General features: G+C 42.6%; 15 protein-coding genes. 2 read left to right on the top strand and 13 right to left on the bottom strand.

The genetic code is table 11. From position 1 onward, the window contains the following. Positions 1-28 precede the first annotated feature (28 nt). The 13 genes from dtd to D9T12_RS11550 form a co-directional block, all read right to left on the bottom strand. The gene (gene dtd, locus D9T12_RS11610; protein WP_130538322.1) at positions 29-466 is read right to left on the bottom strand and encodes a D-aminoacyl-tRNA deacylase; all 438 of its coding nucleotides are present in this window, start codon (positions 464-466) and stop codon (positions 29-31) included. Next, positions 463-1,425 carry a prolyl aminopeptidase gene (gene pip / locus D9T12_RS11605; RefSeq protein WP_130538321.1) on the bottom strand — a complete coding sequence of 321 codons (963 nt, stop codon included), beginning with the start codon at positions 1,423-1,425 and terminating at the stop codon, positions 463-465. Before pip ends, dtd begins: the two co-directional genes overlap by 4 nt. 231 nt (positions 1,426-1,656) lie before the next feature. Then, a complete protein-coding gene (locus D9T12_RS11600) occupies positions 1,657-1,983 on the bottom strand; it encodes a DUF2149 domain-containing protein (protein WP_130538320.1) in 327 nt (108 codons plus the stop codon). Positions 1,984-1,998: 15 nt separating this feature from the next. Beyond that, positions 1,999-2,511: a MotA/TolQ/ExbB proton channel family protein gene (locus D9T12_RS11595; protein WP_130538319.1), complete on the bottom strand. Its 513-nt coding sequence runs from the start codon at positions 2,509-2,511 to the stop codon at positions 1,999-2,001. A gap of 3 nt (positions 2,512-2,514) precedes the next feature. Beyond that, positions 2,515-6,807, bottom strand: coding sequence for a cobaltochelatase subunit CobN (gene cobN, locus D9T12_RS11590; RefSeq protein WP_130538318.1), 4,293 nt, complete (start codon positions 6,805-6,807; stop codon positions 2,515-2,517). Positions 6,808-6,826: 19 nt separating this feature from the next. Next, positions 6,827-9,139, bottom strand: coding sequence for a TonB-dependent receptor (locus tag D9T12_RS11585; protein ID WP_130538317.1), 2,313 nt, complete (start codon positions 9,137-9,139; stop codon positions 6,827-6,829). A gap of 440 nt (positions 9,140-9,579) precedes the next feature. Continuing rightward, positions 9,580-11,400, bottom strand: coding sequence for a translational GTPase TypA (gene typA / locus D9T12_RS11580; protein ID WP_130538316.1), 1,821 nt, complete (start codon positions 11,398-11,400; stop codon positions 9,580-9,582). A 245-nt stretch (positions 11,401-11,645) separates the two neighbouring features. Continuing rightward, entirely contained in the window at positions 11,646-12,191 is a 546-nt protein-coding gene (locus tag D9T12_RS11575) for a DUF6691 family protein (protein ID WP_130538315.1), read from the bottom strand. 33 nt (positions 12,192-12,224) lie between these two features. Beyond that, positions 12,225-12,713, bottom strand: coding sequence for a YeeE/YedE family protein (locus D9T12_RS11570; protein WP_130538314.1), 489 nt, complete (start codon positions 12,711-12,713; stop codon positions 12,225-12,227). A 201-nt stretch (positions 12,714-12,914) separates the two neighbouring features. Beyond that, the gene (locus D9T12_RS11565) at positions 12,915-14,138 is read right to left on the bottom strand and encodes a TsoY family (seleno)protein (RefSeq protein ID WP_130538313.1); all 1,224 of its coding nucleotides are present in this window, start codon (positions 14,136-14,138) and stop codon (positions 12,915-12,917) included. Between the two features lie 200 nt (positions 14,139-14,338). After that, positions 14,339-15,253, bottom strand: coding sequence for a helix-turn-helix domain-containing protein (locus D9T12_RS11560; protein WP_130538312.1), 915 nt, complete (start codon positions 15,251-15,253; stop codon positions 14,339-14,341). A 323-nt stretch (positions 15,254-15,576) separates the two neighbouring features. Beyond that, positions 15,577-15,942 carry a PilZ domain-containing protein gene (locus tag D9T12_RS11555; protein ID WP_130538311.1) on the bottom strand — a complete coding sequence of 122 codons (366 nt, stop codon included), beginning with the start codon at positions 15,940-15,942 and terminating at the stop codon, positions 15,577-15,579. Between the two features lie 148 nt (positions 15,943-16,090). Then, positions 16,091-16,468, bottom strand: a complete 378-nt coding sequence (locus D9T12_RS11550; protein WP_130538310.1) for a PilZ domain-containing protein — start codon at positions 16,466-16,468, stop codon at positions 16,091-16,093. A gap of 242 nt (positions 16,469-16,710) precedes the next feature. Between D9T12_RS11550 and D9T12_RS11545 the strand changes: the two genes are divergently transcribed. Then, entirely contained in the window at positions 16,711-17,238 is a 528-nt protein-coding gene (locus D9T12_RS11545; protein ID WP_130538309.1) for a gamma carbonic anhydrase family protein, read from the top strand. A gap of 37 nt (positions 17,239-17,275) precedes the next feature. After that, complete coding sequence (locus D9T12_RS11540; RefSeq protein WP_130538308.1) at positions 17,276-18,541, top strand: MgtC/SapB family protein; 1,266 nt, start codon at positions 17,276-17,278, stop codon at positions 18,539-18,541. The last annotated feature ends 2 nt before the right edge of the window (positions 18,542-18,543 follow it).

Genomic DNA, 18,543 nt, shown 5'->3' with positions numbered 1-18,543 from the left:
GCGTAAAAATAAGCTGTGCGAAATTTTGTTAAATTTCAAAATAAAATGTTACCGGCCCGTCATTCGTTAGATTAACTTTCATATCCGCCCCAAATTGACCGGTAGCAATATTTGAATAGTTCAGTTGAGCTTTTTGAACCAGCTCATCAAATAGTTTGGTCGCCATTGCCGGTGGAGCGCTTGTTGAAAAGCTAGGTCTTAAGCCGCTTTGAGTGTCAGCGGCTAGAGTAAATTGTGGCACTAACAATAAACCTCCAAATACTTGTTGTACATTTAGGTTCATTTTGTCATTTTCGTCCGCAAAAATTCGATAATGAAGCAATTTGTGCAACATTTTATGAATTTTGTCAGATGTATCGTCTGGTTGAAAACCGACAAGCGCTAAAATTCCGTGCTCAATTTGGCCAATAATCTGGTTCTCGACTGAGACATGCGCTTGCGAAACACGTTGGATTAGGCAAATCATGAGGCATCCAAAACTTTCATAAAATCATCGGTCGCATCAAGAAGCTTTTCGGTAATTTCCGGTTCAAATGCACTATGGCCAGCATGTTCACAAATAACAAGTTTGGCATGTGGTAGCTGTTCTTTGAGTTCGAATGCTTGATTAACTGGGCAGACCATATCGTAACGACCATGAATAATTGTAGTTGGAATGTCAAGGATTGCATTGCAGTGTTTTAGGATTTGATTGTCTTCAATAAACGCTTGGTGATAAAAGTAGTGACATTCGATTCGTGCCATGGCTAGTGCATGGAAAGGGTCTCCAAAATGATTAACAATTTCAGGGTCAGCTTTTAGGGTGCTTGTACGACCTTCCCAAACAGACCAAGCTTCTGCCGCTCGCATCCGAGAAATCTCATCATTACTTGTTAGAGCTTCATAGTAGGCTTCGATAAGGTTATTTTGCTTAGATTTTGGAATTGGCGCGAGATAATCTTGCCAATAATCAGCATAAAAACGGTTAGCTCCAGATTGATAGAACCATTCAATGTCTTGGGCTCTACAGAGAAATATTCCACGTAAAATGAGGCCATAAACACGTTCAGGGTAGCTTTGCGCATATAAAAGTGAAAGCGTTGACCCCCATGATCCACCAAATAAAAGCCATTTGTCGATTTTTAAGTATTGGCGAATTTTTTCAATGTCTTCAATGAGGTGCGCGGTGGTGTTATTGGTTAAGCATGCATGAGGGCTTGAACGCCCACAGCCTCGTTGGTCAAATAATATAATCCGATAGGAATCTGGGTGGAAAAATTGACGTTGTATTGGGCTGCAACCGCCTCCTGGACCACCATGAACGAACAGAACGGGCACGCCGTTTGGATTGCCACTTTCCTCAATGTGCAAATGATGAAGGCTATCCACTTGCAAACTGTGTTGAGCGTAGGGCTCAGAAGGAGGGTAGAGTGATCCTGTTTTCACGATGAAAATCCTTTTTGCCTGTTCAGTAAAATGAATATCGTTTAAAGATATACGAATCGTGCTTTAAATAATAGTAAAAATAGCATGATGAGTAGTTAAATCTAGATATGCAAACAAGGTTAAAAAGCGCGGTAATTGAAAACAGGATTTGTTAAAAAATACCGCGAAAAGATGCGTGATAAGTGGAGCTAATCACGCAAACGTGAACAGCCGAGGCCGAATTTATAGAAGCTATTTGTTTTCAGGTACATAAATCAAACTACCGTCTTCTAAACGGTAAGTTACACCGGCTTTGGCTCCTTTGCCTTCACCCATTTCACCGGTCGATTGATATTGTTGCAGTTCGTTGCCCTCTTTGACCAAAATCTCCATATTCTCTTCGCCGGGATTTTTAATTACCGTGACGTTTTCGGACATATTAAAAGGATTAATTGGGTTGCTCATTACAATAATCAACAACACCGCAATCACCACCAAAAACAAATCGACCATATTGACCACGCTTAGAATCGGATCATCTTCGTCTTCTTCAATAATATTTAAATCAATTTGGCTCATACGCTTATCCTTTTCTTAGACTGCATTGAATTCAGGTTTATTTGGCACTTGAGCCGCTTTCGCTTTAACCAATGTTTTCAATTCTTCCAATAACCAACGACGGCGAACTGAAAGAGTCATAAACGTCATCGAAGCGGCTAACAAGGCAATAATCACCGCTGCAAAAGCAACCGTTAGCTGGCTGGCCACTTCTTGGAAATTACCATTCGCCACTGCCATCAACGCCGGCCCCATTGGAATCATCGTCGCGACTAGCCCAAGCATCGGCGCAATGCGACTGACCAAACGCAACGGCTCTAATTGACGCAGTAATTGCAACTCCACTTCTTGCTGGTCAGCTTGCGGATTTTTCGCCCAAAAACGCTGTAATGGCTGCTCGGCTTTTCTTCCTGCGGAACGCATTAGCCATTCAAACCCAAAACGTCCGAGTTCATAAAATGCATAGGCAAACATCAATGCCAAAATCAGTAATACCGGCATTAAAAATAAGCTGGCGATTTCCGCCATGGTTAATTCAATAAAATTCATCACTTATCCTTGTTTTCTTAAATAGATTTGTCGTACTGCACCCAATGCGAATAAAGTCAGCAATAACAACCACCATTTCGGTTGCTCAATTGGGTCTTGTTCATTTGGTTGTTGCTGTTGCATCTTCTGCCCTTGCACGGTTTCTAAGGCTTGCGCAGGCTTGGTAGCCTCGCTGTTTTCCGGTTGCTCTGGTGCTTCCATTGCTGCAGGTTGCGCAGCAGAGGTTGCAGCATCTGGAGCAGGCGCTGCACTTAAGCCATAACCGGCTGATAGTTCAGCAACATAGGCTTTATAAGTTTCGTTGTCAGTATGGACGTCGTATTTCTCGGCAAGCTCTTGATACACCTGAGTCAGCTCCTTTTTGGTCTGCTCACTGGCTTCCCAGTAGTCTTTACGAATCGCTTCGAGCATTCTTTCCGCGATTTGAGCCATAGCGGTTGGATTCGACTCTTCAAACCACTGCTTCATATCCAGATTGTATTTATCTTTGATATACACCTCGTGGAATTCCTGCCACTGGTCATCGCGCACCACATTGCGGTCCATTACCTGCCAGCCCCAGAAATTGTTAATGGTATTCAACATTTCCAAGGTTCCAGCATAGCCCTCTTTTTGCATCTCTTTAACCCAATTCGGGTGCTGGTAAACGGCGCGCAGTTCGGTGGCTAAGAAACGCTCGGCAGTTTGCAATTTGGCTTTTTTCGGATCACGCATATTGGAGATATAAAGCTGCGGAGCTTCGCCTTCGAGATGTTGCAACGCCATCGAAATCCCACCTAAATACTCAAATGGGTGATCGGTATCCAATAGCCCGCGCAAATTCGAGGAACGCGAGAAGACCGCTGCTGAGGTGCCTTTCAACTGTTCAGCATAAACATTGACCGGCTCGCCTTTTTCATTGGTGAGCTTTTGACTCCATTGCGAAGTATCTGGGCCATAAGCCCACGACATACGCGAAAGGTACAGCTCGGCCAATTTACCATCGTCCTCTTCCCAATGGTCGGATGCCAAAGTCGCATCGGGCAGTTTCGTGCCGTAGTCACCGCTTTCGGTACCGAACACGCGGGTTAAGGCAAAATTGCGCGCCGCTTTCGCTTCCACACCTTTTTCTAGCAATGCCTTTTCAATCCGCAACGTATTGGCACGAATCGGGTTTTGCATAGGGTCTTGTTCCACGTCTTCATCGAGATTCGCCAACATCACAATCGCTTCATTAAAACGTTCCATCACATTCGGAAACTGGTCACGATACAGACCGGTTAGCGAGATCACCGTATCAATACGTGGACGCCCAAGTTCTTGCAATGGAATCACTTGCAAGCCAACCACACGACCGCCACGGTCCCAAACCGGCTTAACCCCCATGGCATAGAGAACCTGTGCTTCCAACATCCCCAAGTGACGTAGGGTTTCAGTGGACCACATCGAAAAGGTCAGCTTTTTCGGGAACTCATTGTGCGTCGCTTGATGCGACAAAATCATCTCTTTCATCGCTTGCACACCGGCTTCATAAGCGGCTTTGGTCGGAACCCTTGATGGATCAAAACCATACATATTGCGCCCGGTCGGAATAGCATCTGGATTACGAACCGGATCACCGCCATAAGACGGATCGATCCATTTAGCATTTAATGCCGCCAAGATTCCTGCCGTTTCCGACTCGGCACGTAAATTTCGTGCATGTTTAATCCCTTGTTTGACCACTGCAACCAACTCGGCATTTTGCTGATGCTCTGCAGTTAATGGCTGCTCCAAGACAATGTGATTCAGTACAAACTTAAACGGCTCAGTGGTTTTGATTAGCTTGTAGTCTGCTCGAAACAGTTCGCGACTGTTTTCGACACCGAGCGGCAACATCACATCATTACCCAGCATAAGCATAATATTCAGTGCTAAATGCTCGTTTTCGGCCGTTTGTCCAAAGGTGTGTAAACCTAGTGGCTGCATCGCCGAACCGAGGTCTTCCAGATAGTCTTCAATATCACGCAAGAAGTTATCGAAATTGGCGTGCAAGTCCGCGACTTTCCAAGCCATATCCTGCGGAATATTCATTTTCACCGCTTGCTCGATAATCAACTCTTTGGCATTCGATTTCACCAAGCCTTCATCCAACGATTGATACTCGCGAATGGCGTCATTGATGGCGACAAAATCATCGGATAGACCGGCCGGTGAAAATGGCGGTACCTGATAGCTTACAATCACCCCTCGGCCACGACGTTTAACGTGTAGCGCTTCGCCAATGTTATCGACAATATAGGGATAGACAATCGGCGTGTTCCACACCGCTAAATTAGGGCTGTCATAGGCCCACATACCGCGCTCTTTGCCCGGATGCCATTCTTGGGTGCCATGGGTACCAAAGTGAATAATCGCATCGGCACCATACTGCTCACGCACCCATTGATAAGTAGCAATATAGTAGTGATTCATTGGGCGCTTTGTATCGTGAAACAGGTCTTTGTCTTCTTGCGCAGACGAACCGCCACGCCCCGGTTGCGGCATGACAATGAGATTGCCCAATTGCACTCGTGGAATCACAAAACCTTTTTGCCCTTGATATTCGACTACCCGCTGGTTATCTTCGTCACGCCCCCAATTGTCGTTAATCTCTTGTTGCACATGCTCTGGAAAGGTCGCAAACCATTGACGATATTTCTCCAATGGCATAAAGCCCCACAGATCGGTTTTCATCAGATTGGCGACTTCATTTTGGCGATAAGCCGGACGTAACATCGCGCCCACTGCATCAATCATCTCCTGCTCAGAAATATCGTCTAAGGCATAACCTTCGGCTTTTAAATCCTGCACTAACTTTTCGATCGATCGCGGCACATTCATATTCGACGCGCCTTGATTCTTTTCACCCGGCGGGTGGTTCCAGAACATCAACGCCAGCTTTTTATCGGCATTGGCTTTTTGTTGCAGACTAGCTAAATTCATCAGCTTACCGACTAATAGCTCGACCTGCTCCGGCAGCGGAATCATTTCGCCATCAGGGTTCACCGTTAGCATGACCGGATCTTGAATGCCGATATATTCGGCATTGGTTAAAGTAAACGGCAGACGGAAAGAGCTGACGCCAGCGAGATCTTCAAGATAAACTTTGCGCCCGCCTTCGCGGTAATGCAGAATATTAATCACCGGAATGCTTTGCGCCTGATAACGCAATTTACGCCCTTCGACATCGCCGCCCAAAAAGGTGTTGACCATCATCACCTGTGGCAAGACTTTGCCCTGCCAAGTAATTAACGGTTCGTTAAATTTATAAGGACGGCCTGTTTTTGGATTTGGGAAAGGATTGCCGTCAGCGCTTGGCTTGGCGGCTTGTCCCCAACTAGACGCTGAACGCCCACTAGGTTTACCCTGTACTGTATTGCTTGGGTTAGCGTTGCTTGTAGGGCGCCCGCTTGATTTGGCATCACCAGTGCTAGCTTGTGCCAATTTCGCTTGCGCTCGTGCCACCGATTGACGGGATTTAAAGATACTCTGAAAAGTGCGCGAATTGCGATAGAAAAATAGTGGCATGGCACCACGCTTTTCAATTTCTTTAATCAATATGTCTAAATGACGTGTTTGCCCGTCAGCGATATAGCTAGAAGTCGTTTCCATCGCTATAACCGTACCTTGCGTACCGTCTTCGCTCGTCTTCGCTTGCCACCACTGCAGGTAGCTTGGTAAATCTGCAAACACTTGATGTTGATAATTGGGATGATAAATCCCTCCATTGGGCATTTCATTCGGTAGAGGAATTGCCTCTAAATCACCATTTTCAATAATCGCCTTGGCATACTCAAATAACAAATGTTGGTTTTCGAGCATACCTGCTAGGTAGTAACCGAACACTTGTGCGGCTATATCTAATGGCAAATTTACCGCTTGCATTCTTTGAGTTCGGGTCATTCGACGAATATGCACCACTGGTGTATCTGTTAATGCACGCAAAGCCTCGCCAGCATGAATTTCAATCTGGGCTTGATCATCGGAACGCGGCGCATCGACAATTACTAACCCAGCATTTTGCAATGCTTTGACGACATTCTCTTTGCCACCTGATCCGTCCTTAGCATCCACCTGAACCCAAGCCAATTCAACACCGCGTTCTTTGGCAGCCTTTTGCATCAATTTAAATTTTTTACTGAGCACAAATTCTGTCGAAAGGATGGTGACTTTATGGTTAGTTGTCGTGCTTTCAGTTATTTTATGGTCAACTTTCTCCAAGGCAAAAACGGGCGCAGGTAAAACTGCCAACCACCCGACTAGGAGAGAAAGCCAAACTCCGAATAGTTTAGTCATAAAAACTTCTCCCTTTACCTTAGAATTGAACCTTCATACCAGCCATCCAGACACGGCCTGGGTCAACGTTGATTGACAAGTCCTCTTGATTATAAATACCGTTGTAATCTCCATCACGGTGGCCGCGGGCAGTCATGTAAAATTGATCGTCAAACACATTGTCTATTTTCATAAAAATACTGAAATCGCTTGGCTTAGTGCTAAATAGACTCGCTCTGGCTTTATACTCAACGCCTAAGTTGACTAAAGTACGAGAAGGTAATTTTTCCTGATTAATTTCATCCGCATAACTCTCGCCACGGTAATCAATTTCTGTACTGACTCTAATAGTATTGGTTGGGAACCAGTTAATACGGAAGTTCACCAGATGTTTTGGCGTTCTTGGTACATAGTTGCCGGTATTGTCATAATGCATAAAGTACACACAGTCTTCTGGCGTACAAGTCGCTGGACGACCTCGTGACAAATAGGTTCCTCCATTTAAATCCTCTAGAGAATCAACGGAAGTGCCATATGGGTTACCAAGCGCCATAAAGTAATTGTCATAACGTTCAAACTTGCTGATTAAATAGGTGTAAGCAAAGTCAAATGATAGTCTGTGCTTTTTCTGAGTTTGTAGAGCTAATTCCAAACCTTTAGAGGAGGTATGGCCAATGTTGTCATGCATGTTTTCAATATCTTCATTGGCATCGGCAGCGCCACTATTGACATATTGTCCAATTGAGCTGGTAATAAAGTCTTTACGATTGATGTAGAACAAAGAACTGTTTAAATGAGTATCCCAGCCAAATAAATTCAATTTTGAACGCATGCCGATTTCATAATTCATAATTGTTTCAGGTTCAAGTTCTGAGTTGGTGGACAATTCACTTAAGCTCGGAGCGCGAAATCCGGTCGAAACAGATCCATAAAGAGAGGTTTGTTCAGAAATATCATGGTCTGCGCCCAAGCGCCAAGAATGAACACTAAAGTCATTTTGGTCGTTTAAACCATCCATTCGATCTTTACCATCTAGCTCAATGCGGTCAAAACGATAGTTTGCAGTCATAGTCGTCTTTTCACTGAGTGCTGTTTTTGCTTCGGTATAAAGTGCTTTGGTAATCTCTTCGCGATAGGAGTCAGAAGTTAGGGTTCCAGCGAGAACAGTACTCCCTCTGGAGTACGAGCGGTAATCTTCTTTAACCGTGGTTTGCTCATCAAAGGTATTCTTTTTTAGCTCTATTCCAGCCATCAGTGCAAAGTTGCCAAAAGAATCACGTGCTTCGAGCTTAACTCCGCGCTGAATTTGCTCATAATCATTGAGCTTTGCATACATATCGACTTGTTCATCTCCAACCTCTGTGCCAGAGCCGTCATAGCGAATCGGCGATGACCAGAAGTCGGTAATGTCTTTGTATTGGTAAGCAATTGCGGAAATGTTCCCAGTGTCAGAAAAGTCGTTTGAATAGGTTAAATTAAAACGTGATAAATCCACATTGAACATACGCGTATAGCTGCGGCCGCTATAAACGCCTCTTGGATCTTCTTTTGCTGCGGTCACTCCAGCAACCGAGCCACTGTTGTCGCGGAAACGCTCGGAGCTTTCAAAACCTAAGGTTAACTCACTAGTATCGGAAAGATAGTATTCAATCGCCCCGGAAACCGATTCTTCATCTTTTTCAGATAGATGGTAATAACCGTCACTGTGACGGTCTGCCACTTGTATATGTGCTGCAAAATCGTCTTCTGCCATTCCAATTTTGGCTAGGGTTCGTGTGTAACCGTGCGAGCCGGTATCTGCTTCGACTGTAACACCGGCATTTTCAGCACCTCGTTTAGTCGTGATAATTACCGCACCCGCAAGTGCGTCTTCTCCAAATAGATAAGAAGCTCCGCCTTTAACAACTCGAATGGATTCAATATTGTCGAGATCAATATTCACCTTGCCAGTTCGCTCAAAAACCGGCACACCATCAATCACAATCGCGACACCGGGCTTTTCTCCCATATAGCGCTGATTATCCACTCCACGAATTTTGATTTTGATTCCATCTCCTTCACCGGCTACATCTGCTGTAATGCCAGGAATCGAACGTAAAACTTCAATAAGGTTGGTTGCGTGTTTTGCTTCTACTGTTTCACCTTTTATAACCGTCGTGCTGGCTGGGATATCGGCATCGGATTCAAATTTATCTTCAATAATAGAGCTGGTGACTTTAACCACCTGTAGTTGGTGAGATTCTGCGTGAGTAGTGTTTGCAACACTCCCCAATGCAAGCGTGCAGACAACATATGCTAAAGGTTTTAATTGAAAAGAATTTGGGTGCAATTGACCCTGAGCAAAATGGCTCATAACGACTCCTAAACAGTGAATTTTTAATTTGTTTTCTCCACTTGCTTAGCTATTGCGTGACCATTTGTTATGTGTGGTCGGAAAGTCTACCGGCCGGTCGATATATGATTTTTATATTTAGAACACACTTTTCAGTATTAGAAAGTGCTTTTCGCAACACTAAGGAACTGGCAGAGAGTCTAGAGTTGAATGAGATTAAAAATGTTGAAAGTGTTTGAACAAATATAGGTAAAAGTTAACACTGTATCACGAGAGTCTGAAAAAATAATGGATTGACAAAGTTTTGTTTATGTATGAACTTTTAAGGTTTATTTTGTGTTGTTTTATTTTAATAGCACATTATGTTTTTGGTTTAGTTTTGTGTTTAGCGCAGAGATATAAAAAAACCGCATTGGAAAATCCGAATGCGGTTTTAAAGAGTTCTGAAGCTTTAAAGTCGATTACTTCGAACCACGTGAAGCACGCTTACGCTCGTTTTCTGTCAGAAGTTTCTTACGGATACGAATGCTTTCAGGCGTGACTTCAACCAATTCATCATCATCAATGAATTCTAAGGCTTGTTCAAGCGAGAAGCGGACTGGCGGTACAAGCGTCAAGGCTTCATCCGTACCTGAGGCACGAACGTTAGTTAGCTGCTTACCTTTCAGAGGGTTTACCGTTAGGTCATTCGCACGACTGTGAAGACCGATAATCATCCCTTCATAAACCTCTTCAGCGTGACCGATGTATAGACGACCACGATCTTGAAGGTTATAGAGTGAATAAGACAGCGCCTTACCTTTATCGTTTGAGATCAACACACCATTTGTACGCTCTCCCACCTTGCCTGAGAAAGTTGGGCCGTAGTGTGAGAAGCTCGAGAAGATCAAACCGTTACCTTGAGTCGCGGTCATAAATTCAGTACGGAAACCAATCAAACCTCGTGATGGAATTATGAAGTCGATACGCACACGACCGTGACCGTCTGGAACCATATCGGTCATCTCGGCTTTACGAATCCCGAGTTTTTCCATAATGGTACCTTGAGACTCTTCTGGAACATCCACGGTAAGGGTTTCATAAGGCTCTTGGATTTCGCCATCGATTTCACGGAAGATAACTTCTGGACGAGAGATGCCCATTTCAAAACCTTCACGACGCATGGTTTCAATTAAAACTGACAAGTGAAGTTCACCACGACCTGAAACACGGAATTTGTTCGCATCTTCTGTGTCTTCAACACGCAGCGCCACGTTAGTCAGTAGCTCCTTATCTAGACGCTCACGGATTTGACGAGAGGTGAGGAGTTTACCTTCTTGACCGACAAACGGTGAGTCGTTGACTTGGAATGTCATGCTAACGGTTGGCTCGTCGACAGAAAGAGGTTCTAGCGCTTCAACGGCTTCAGGATCACAAATCGTATCAGAGATGTTCAGAGGGTCGAAACCAGAGAATGCAATGATGTCACCTGCATGTGCTTCATCAACATTGATACGGTCTAGACCGTGGTAACCAAAGATTTCGCTGAATTTACCTTTACGAACCTTGCCTTCAACATCAATGATTGAAACCTGCATATTGGTTTTAACCGAACCACGTTTGATACGACCAGTCCCGATAACACCTTTGTAGGTATCGTAATCAAGTGAGATACATTGCAGTTGGAAAGGACCCTCAAGGTCAACTTCAGGAGGGGCTACTTTATCAACGATGGTTTGGAATACAGGTTGCATATCGCCGTCACGAACGTCTTCTTCGTGACCTGCAAAACCGTTTAGACCTGAAGCGTACAATACTTCAAAATCCATTTGTTCATCTGTTGCTCCGAGACGGTCGAAAAGATCAAATGTTTGGTCAAGTACCCAATCAGGACGTGCACCAGGACGGTCAATTTTGTTGATGACGACAATTGGTTTTAGACCTTGTTGTAGTGCTTTTTCAGTTACGAAACGTGTTTGCGGCATTGGCCCTTCAACCGAATCGACCAACAATAATACTGAATCGACCATCGATAAGATTCGCTCTACTTCACCACCGAAGTCGGCGTGTCCCGGAGTATCCACGATATTGATACGGTAGTCGTTCCAATTGATTGCTGTATTTTTTGACAGGATGGTAATCCCACGCTCTTTTTCAAGATCGTTTGAGTCCATGACACGTTCACCAGTGTCTTTACGCTCATCTAGCGTTCCTGATTGGCGTAAAAGTTGATCAACCAAGGTTGTTTTACCGTGGTCAACGTGGGCAATAATCGCGATATTGCGGATATGTTGAGTACTCATAAATAATTGATTCTCTTAAAAAACGAAATGAAAAAGGCGTGTCCGAGACGCAAATGGAATTTTGCAAAAGGAGGTTTGGCCGACTTCAAGATTGAAAATTGCCGCTATTATAATGAAATTGTTGGAAATTTATAGGGTTAGCATCGCGCTAGCTGAAATTTTTAATGCATTGATTAAATTGAAAGAGCGATTTTGAGAAATGTTGCTTGGGCTTTGCATGGAGGGTGGACAAAGCCATCACAAGATTATTCTGTGTAAGCACTTCGATTGTTGGCAATAAAACTTTGTAAAACGCCATAAGCCATCGTGCCAATCAATAAACCAGCAAGTGTAAAAATTGCACTGATTTTGCCTTCGGCAATCATTGCAGGAACCGTTCCTGGGCAAGAAGCTGTCATTGCCCAACCGATGCCAAATAGAAATGCACCTGTCACCAACCCTTGTTGGTAAGGTTTTTTGACAAAATCTACCGCTTGTCCTGTATGAACGGCGGTTACTTGAAATTTTTTCAATAAAAATACCCCAAGCATGGCAACCACCACGGCTGAGCCAATCACCTTCATTAATTGCATATCTTCAAAGAGAAACATTTGTGCGTGAAAATCAAAGGTGGTTGCTCCGGCGCGACTCATTAAAAAACCAAACAGCACTCCGGTAAAAAGGCCAATGATGTTGGATCGATAGGCATAGAAAAAGTTCAGTAAAGTGAGGCGAATACTTTGAAGTCGAGGTAGAAAATGCTCTTTTTGTGAGTTCTCTGGTGATGATTGAGTTTTATTATTGTTTGACATGCATAGGTGCTCGGTAAGTTTTTATTGTTTCTTTTAAGTATTAAATAGCAATTGTGTGGCAATTAATGCGCTTAGGAAAAATACAGCACCCGCTAATAAACTGGGTGGGTTTAACATTGCACCGCCTACTAGAGCGTGACCAGTCGTACAAGCTCCAGCAAGTCGCGCTCCAAAGCCCAGTAGCATGCCTCCAAAAATTAACCAAATGGCTTTTGCAGCATCGGTTTGCGGAAGAACGGTATCATACATCCCCATATCAAAGCTCCAGTGCCAAACATCTGTCGAGGAGAGGGCACTGATAAGGCCACCTATTGGGATACCAATTAAAAACCAGAGTTTCATATTGTTTTTGTTGGAATATTCACCTTCGTGGTAATAACGTACTTTTTTGGATAGATAACCACAGACGTTGCCATAGCCTGTTGAACAGCCAGCGGGCTTTCCTGCTAGCCAAAAATGTAAGATCACAAATAGTCCAATTGCGATTCCGGCAAGGTAGCCGGACCAGACATCAATTTGCATAGTTTCCTCATCTGTTTTTCGTCTATTTTGAATGTGATTTTAGGCAAACTTGGCCAACTGTCAAAACAGCATAATTATTGGGCAAATAAGAGGGCTCTATAGAAGCTACGAAAATTGTGGGATTTGAGAAAGTGATGCAAGAAAGATTATGAATGCTTACCGGCCGGTAAGAAGGTTACCGGCCGGTAAGGTTTGAGAAATTTACGCTGTGGCAAATTTTAAGAAATGATGTTGTTTCAGTAATTTCATAAAGAAGTAGATGCTTGCCACTTGAATAAGAATCATTGGTGCCCAGAGTGCGAAGTAGGCGGTACTACCAAACGTGACAAAACCGGTGAATACTAAACCGATGTTTAACCACATCACCATTTGCACTTCAAAGGCAAATCCTGGGCAAATTAGGGCGAAAGCACTGCTATCGAGTTTTCCTTGGTCAAGCAGTTTGAAGTACTTTTTACGGCGCATGACGCTCAGGGCAAACAGTGCAATAAACAGTGAAAAACCTAAGCCTATGGTGGAAACCTGAAGATGGTAGTGGGCATCACGGGTTAAATCGAGTGCATGAATTGAGCCAAAGTCAGCACGCAATAGGCCAACGACAATCATGCCAGTAATCACCACTGGCAGTAATAATGTAACGGTCGATTGCGCGGCAATCCCTTCTTCGAACATTGATTTGAAACCTATTATGAGTTTGATTAATCCCAGGAAAATCGTCAGGGTAATGACAATATAGGCCATGCTCATTCCATAGAGTGCAATTTCAGGAACTTTCGACATGCTTAAAGCGCCTAAGCTGACACCAATCATTCCGAATGAAAAAATGGCAATGAGTTGTGCAAGATTTGAGTTTTGAATGAAGTCAAGGTTACCGTCGACTAAGCGCATCCAGTAAACGGAAAAAATCTTGAGAGCCATGACGAGAATGACGGTGAAGTAAATACCTGCTGCCACCATCATGAAATCAATCAGTTGGGCGGTGATGCCAAATAGGGTGATTTCACTAAACAGGCCTGGAATATACATCGCTCCCAGAATAAAGAAGACATTCATGCTCATGGCGAGTGTTAACGGAATTGCCATGAGTTGGACTTCTGCATTAGAGTTTTTTAGTTTTTCATAGGCATCTGTTTGTTTGAATTGGTTAAACCCTTTAAACCATCGGTTTAATAGAACAAAGTGCACAATGGCTGAAATAGTCGCACCCAGCATATAAAGCTGAACAATTAATTGGTGGGCAGAGGTTCCACCAATGTAATCACGCCATAGTATATCCCAGCTAATAAATACGTCACCCGGGTGTAACGTTGAGAAATTGACAATAAAGAAAAAAGAGGCGGTCATGCCTCCTGCGCCAAGTGCTGCAAGAATATGCAGTACTTGGAACTGTGGTTTATCTTGGTTTTGAGTCATTGGCTGGCTCATTGGAAACTCTCCCTTATCATTTTAGATATATTTCTAATATTATAAAATTCTAATATTTAAAGAATGATTGGGAATATATATTTAATTTATGACAGGAGCAAGATAGAAATATTAGAAAAGTGTTAAGTAATTATGAAGCTTGTGTATTAAACGCAATGAAAATGTGGGAAATGTGGTGTTAATTAACGTTTTTTATGGTTTTAATTTTCAGGGCAGCTTTCAGGGTTGAATAGCATTTTGACCACATTATCAGTAATTAACATTTGCTTGGTGGTGGCACGAAAGCTCTGGTAATGCCTGTTTTTGCTTTCAAGTGAGGCGTATTTTTCGGTATTCATATTTTTGGCAATCATTTCCCCTTCTTTGGAGGTAATGATGGCACCCATTTCGAGAATATGACTCTGTTGTTTGATTACCCACGAGTAAAAGTGAACCCAGAGGATTGAAATCACAATATCACTCATGCCAAAAAAACCAAAAAATAGATAGTTGCCTAATTCATCTTCCTTAGCGATATCGTTTTCAGAGAGCTGGTTAAAGTCAATAAGAAAGTTCATTGCCTGCTCAAATACAGACGGTTTGAGTTTGAGGGCAAAAAAATGCCCGTAATATTCACTGTCGTATTCACACACTGAAAAATGGTTGCTGGGAATATTCGCCATTTTTTGCAACGTATCTGAAGAAAGTGGCAGATTGTACATCTCTTGGAAGATGAGTAGATTTTTACTGATGGCAGATTGTTTGAGATGAGAGTCTTGAATTAACTTGATCAGAAACCGTGACTTATCCATATGCTGGCAAGGAAATGACATAACGAGTTTATGTCGGCCAAGCATTTTAGAGAATCCGATTGCACAGAAACTCTTCTCTATTTCAATGCGTTCAGCTTGTTCAATAAATGGATAAATCCTGTCAAAGCTCTCAGAGAAATAATGAACGAGTAAAGTTTGTTTGGAAAGAGACGGTTTAGAGACTCCACGTTCCCAGCGACTGAGTGTATTGGTATCTAGGGATTCAAAAGTTTTGTCGTAAACACAGAGGGCTGTGACTAACTCCGATTGAGTCAAATTTTGATGTTCTCGACATATTCGCAAGTAATCATTAAATTGAAACATCTACAACTTTGGTGTGTGAGTTAGTCGGAAGATAAGCAAGATTCATTCTACTTTGAATGATTCTTAATAAATTATTAAAAATATTATGCCTGAATTAAGTATTTTCGATTAGGCATTTTAGATTTTTTTTTATTTTTAATTCGCCCTGTTGTCTTTCATCAAGCATCAATAGAATATGAATATCTTACAGTTATTAGCACTGATAAAATTTTCCCCCGGTCTTTATGACCAATTCTTAGCCCGAAATTATTCGGGCTTTTTTTTGCCTGTAGGGTTTGAATTGTACGCTTTGAATCAGAGTCTCAGTGTAATGCAGAGCAAGACTAGGCTTTCAGTGTTTGCATTTTCGATGCAAATTTACTGCGATAAATAGGGTGGAAGAGTTTGTCGATGATTGATTGATAGCCTTCTTGGAGGTCTGTAATCAACGCTCCGAATCGATTGAGTCGTTCATCTGGTCGACTGTTCTGGATTTTGACCTGTACCGAAACAGGATGGATAATCTTGGTGTCATCTTGCGTCAAGATAATTTGTATGACCTCACCTTCTTCAAGGTGACTGCTACTGATAAACCCTAGGCCATTTTGAGAGAGGTCGACAAGTAAAATTTTGGTTTGCACACCGTTTTTTTCCAGAATAGAAGGAATTCTGATTTCTTTGCGTTGTTCTTTTCTACGATTGATGTCCATACCTGTCTCCTAATAGATTTTTAAATCTAATTTAATCAAGAGCTTAGTATTATTATCGCAAAATATCCTTTTACGTTTTAGGGCTTTTTCTTGAGTAAGAACCAATAATATTTATGTAGCGTATAAGTAAATGGCAGTTTTGTGGGTATCAGGAGCTAAGAATTCCGCCCAATGATCGAGCCAGTTTGCTTTTTGCAGGATGTTTTTTAGGAATGAAATCTAAAAAGACTTCTGGAGAATGGGTGATTTTTGCTCCGTAACGATCAACCTGTTCGTTGATAAAACGATTGCGAATTTCGATTTCGATGGTGAAAGGTTTGAAAGTTTTACTTTCATTTCGGGTCAGTTCAATTTCCACCTTATCGCCTATCTGTAATCGTTCATTACAGAAAAAACCAATGCCGTGTTCCGCAATGTCAACAACTTTAATGGGCGCTTGAAATCCAGGTTTAAATAAAAATCCTGGGAAGTGTGTCGGCATACGTTCCTCAAGTCTTCGGTTGAAGGTGGATTGAACTTCACTCATTGTTTTCAACTATCCTCTTAATAAAGTCGAGCGGGGTTATTAAGCTAAACAGTGGTGTCAACTTTCCAGTTCTATTTGCTGATAATGTTTGATTGATCACTGTACAGTCCCCATCCGAATTCTAAGGATAGCAGAGAATAAAATTTTAGAAAGTGGTTTCATTGCCAGAAGAGTCAAAAATACCAAGTGATTTTTCTATAATTATGAATCTCTTTGTAATAAGTTAATTGAGGATAAGTTTCATGAGTGTTCGAATGTATAAAAGTTTTACTCCAAGTTTGCAAGAATCGACTTGGGTTGATGAATCGGCTGTTGTCATTGGCCGCTGTGAGTTAGCAGAAGATGTCAGTGTTTGGCCGAATGCCACTTTGCGGGGCGATGTCAATGATATTCAGATTGGAGCGCGTTCGAATATTCAAGACGGTTGTGTTTTACACACTACTCATGAAAGTGATATTTCCAAGGGATCTAAGTGTATTGTAGGTGAGGATGTGACTGTTGGTCACAATGTGGTTTTACACGGTTGTGTGCTTGAAAATGAGTGTTTGATCGGCATGGGCGCGGTGGTGTTAGATAATGCTGTTGTTCAAACACATGTTTTAGTTGGGGCGAACAGTTTGGTACCGGCCGGTAAAGTATTGGAGTCGGGGTATTTATATTTGGGTTCGCCGGTGAAAAAAATTCGTGAGTTGACGCAAGAAGAGAAAGCTTTCTTTAAATATTCTGCGCAACATTACGTAAAATTAAAAAACGATTACCAAGAAGCTTAGGATTTCTTTTGTGCTTCTATTAGATTGAGGATGGATTATGGAAGTTGTGGTGGAAAGTCTTTGGGGACAGTTAATCGTTACTTTGGTGTTGGGGTTTTTAACCGGGCTAGAGCTGCGAACCTATCTGAATACTTTTCACCAAGGTAAAGATGAAATTTTTTTTGGTACAGTCAGAACCTTTAGTTTTACAGCCGTTAGTGGATTTGTACTTTACCTGATTGACTTTTGGATGTTTGTCGTTGGTTTTGCTGGGTTGACGGGGTTGTTTTTACTGTTTTATGCACAAGCTTTAAAACGTGAAAGTGGCAGTGTGCTTTTGTATTGGGTGTGGTTGCTGGTGTATGCCTATGGCGCACTGGCTTTGACTCAGCCATTGTGGGTATTGGCGCTGATTTTTGTCATGATCGTGCTGGTGCTCAATGCCAAAGACAGTATTAAGCAATTTGTAAATAAGGTGTCTGGCGAAGAACTTACAACACTTGCAAAACTGATTTTACTCAGCGGTATTATCCTTCCGTTGCTTCCTCGTGAAATCTTGCACCCGATGTTGCCTGTATCGCCTTTTAAAATTTGGCTGGCAGTTGTCGTGGTATCGACTATGTCTTATTTGGGATATATCGCTCAACGTTATCTGTTTAAGGAACAAGGTATTTTAATTACCAGTATTTTCGGGGGGATTTATTCTTCCACGGCAACCACTGTGGTACTGGCTAAAAAATCTCAAGATGTTCCACGCTTGAGTTATCAGATGACAGCGGCGATTTTGATTGCGACGGCCTTGATGTATTTCCGGTTATGGGCGATTGCGGCGGTGTTTTTCTGGGAAGTGGCGATGATTTTGTGGCCATATTTACTCGGATTTGGACTTTTAACTGCGGTGATTGCGGTGGTTTATATTCAAATCGAAAAACGGTTTGGAGAGAAAAAACAGGTTTTTACACCGGCCGGTAACCCTTTAGAACTCAAGGTCGCTTTTGTATTTGCCTTTATGTTTATTGTGATGGCGGTGGTTACTCAGTTGGTTAATGAATATTTCGGCGATTCGGGATTGCGATATTTATCGATTATTGTCGGTTTTACCGATATAGACCCATTTGTTTTATCACTGTTAAATGGTAATTATCAAGCGGATGCAATGACGGTAGCCGGTGCGATTGTGATTGCCGCCGGCTCAAATAATTTCTTAAAAGCTTTGTACGCTTATATTTTGGGTGAGCCTTTAGCAGGCAAGTATTCAGCATTCTGGTTGAGTGTGTTAGGTGGAGCCACTATGTTTACCGGTTGGTTTGTGTTGGTGGCTTAGCA

The sequence above is a fragment of the Thiomicrorhabdus indica genome (genome assembly GCF_004293625.1).
In the GTDB taxonomy this organism is placed as follows: domain Bacteria; phylum Pseudomonadota; class Gammaproteobacteria; order Thiomicrospirales; family Thiomicrospiraceae; genus Thiomicrorhabdus; species Thiomicrorhabdus indica.
The sequence above is the reverse complement of the archived record's forward strand: the minus strand, read 5'-3'. Positions and strand labels throughout refer to the sequence as shown.

Bases quoted from the DNA above. Each gene is read 5' to 3' on its own strand.
- dtd (WP_130538322.1), bottom strand. From the start codon at position 466: ATGATTTGCCTAATCCAACGTGTTTCGCAAGCGCATGTCTCAGTCGAG.
- D9T12_RS11600 (WP_130538320.1), bottom strand. From the start codon at position 1,983: ATGAGCCAAATTGATTTAAATATTATTGAAGAAGACGAAGATGATCCG.
- D9T12_RS11595 (WP_130538319.1), bottom strand. From the start codon at position 2,511: ATGAATTTTATTGAATTAACCATGGCGGAAATCGCCAGCTTATTTTTA.
- cobN (WP_130538318.1), bottom strand. From the start codon at position 6,807: ATGACTAAACTATTCGGAGTTTGGCTTTCTCTCCTAGTCGGGTGGTTG.
- D9T12_RS11585 (WP_130538317.1), bottom strand. From the start codon at position 9,139: ATGAGCCATTTTGCTCAGGGTCAATTGCACCCAAATTCTTTTCAATTA.
- typA (WP_130538316.1), bottom strand. From the start codon at position 11,400: ATGAGTACTCAACATATCCGCAATATCGCGATTATTGCCCACGTTGAC.
- D9T12_RS11575 (WP_130538315.1), bottom strand. From the start codon at position 12,191: ATGTCAAACAATAATAAAACTCAATCATCACCAGAGAACTCACAAAAA.
- D9T12_RS11570 (WP_130538314.1), bottom strand. From the start codon at position 12,713: ATGCAAATTGATGTCTGGTCCGGCTACCTTGCCGGAATCGCAATTGGA.
- D9T12_RS11565 (WP_130538313.1), bottom strand. From the start codon at position 14,138: ATGAGCCAGCCAATGACTCAAAACCAAGATAAACCACAGTTCCAAGTA.
- D9T12_RS11560 (WP_130538312.1), bottom strand. From the start codon at position 15,253: ATGTTTCAATTTAATGATTACTTGCGAATATGTCGAGAACATCAAAAT.
- D9T12_RS11555 (WP_130538311.1), bottom strand. From the start codon at position 15,942: ATGGACATCAATCGTAGAAAAGAACAACGCAAAGAAATCAGAATTCCT.
- D9T12_RS11550 (WP_130538310.1), bottom strand. From the start codon at position 16,468: ATGAGTGAAGTTCAATCCACCTTCAACCGAAGACTTGAGGAACGTATG.
- D9T12_RS11545 (WP_130538309.1), top strand. From the start codon at position 16,711: ATGAGTGTTCGAATGTATAAAAGTTTTACTCCAAGTTTGCAAGAATCG.
- D9T12_RS11540 (WP_130538308.1), top strand. From the start codon at position 17,276: ATGGAAGTTGTGGTGGAAAGTCTTTGGGGACAGTTAATCGTTACTTTG.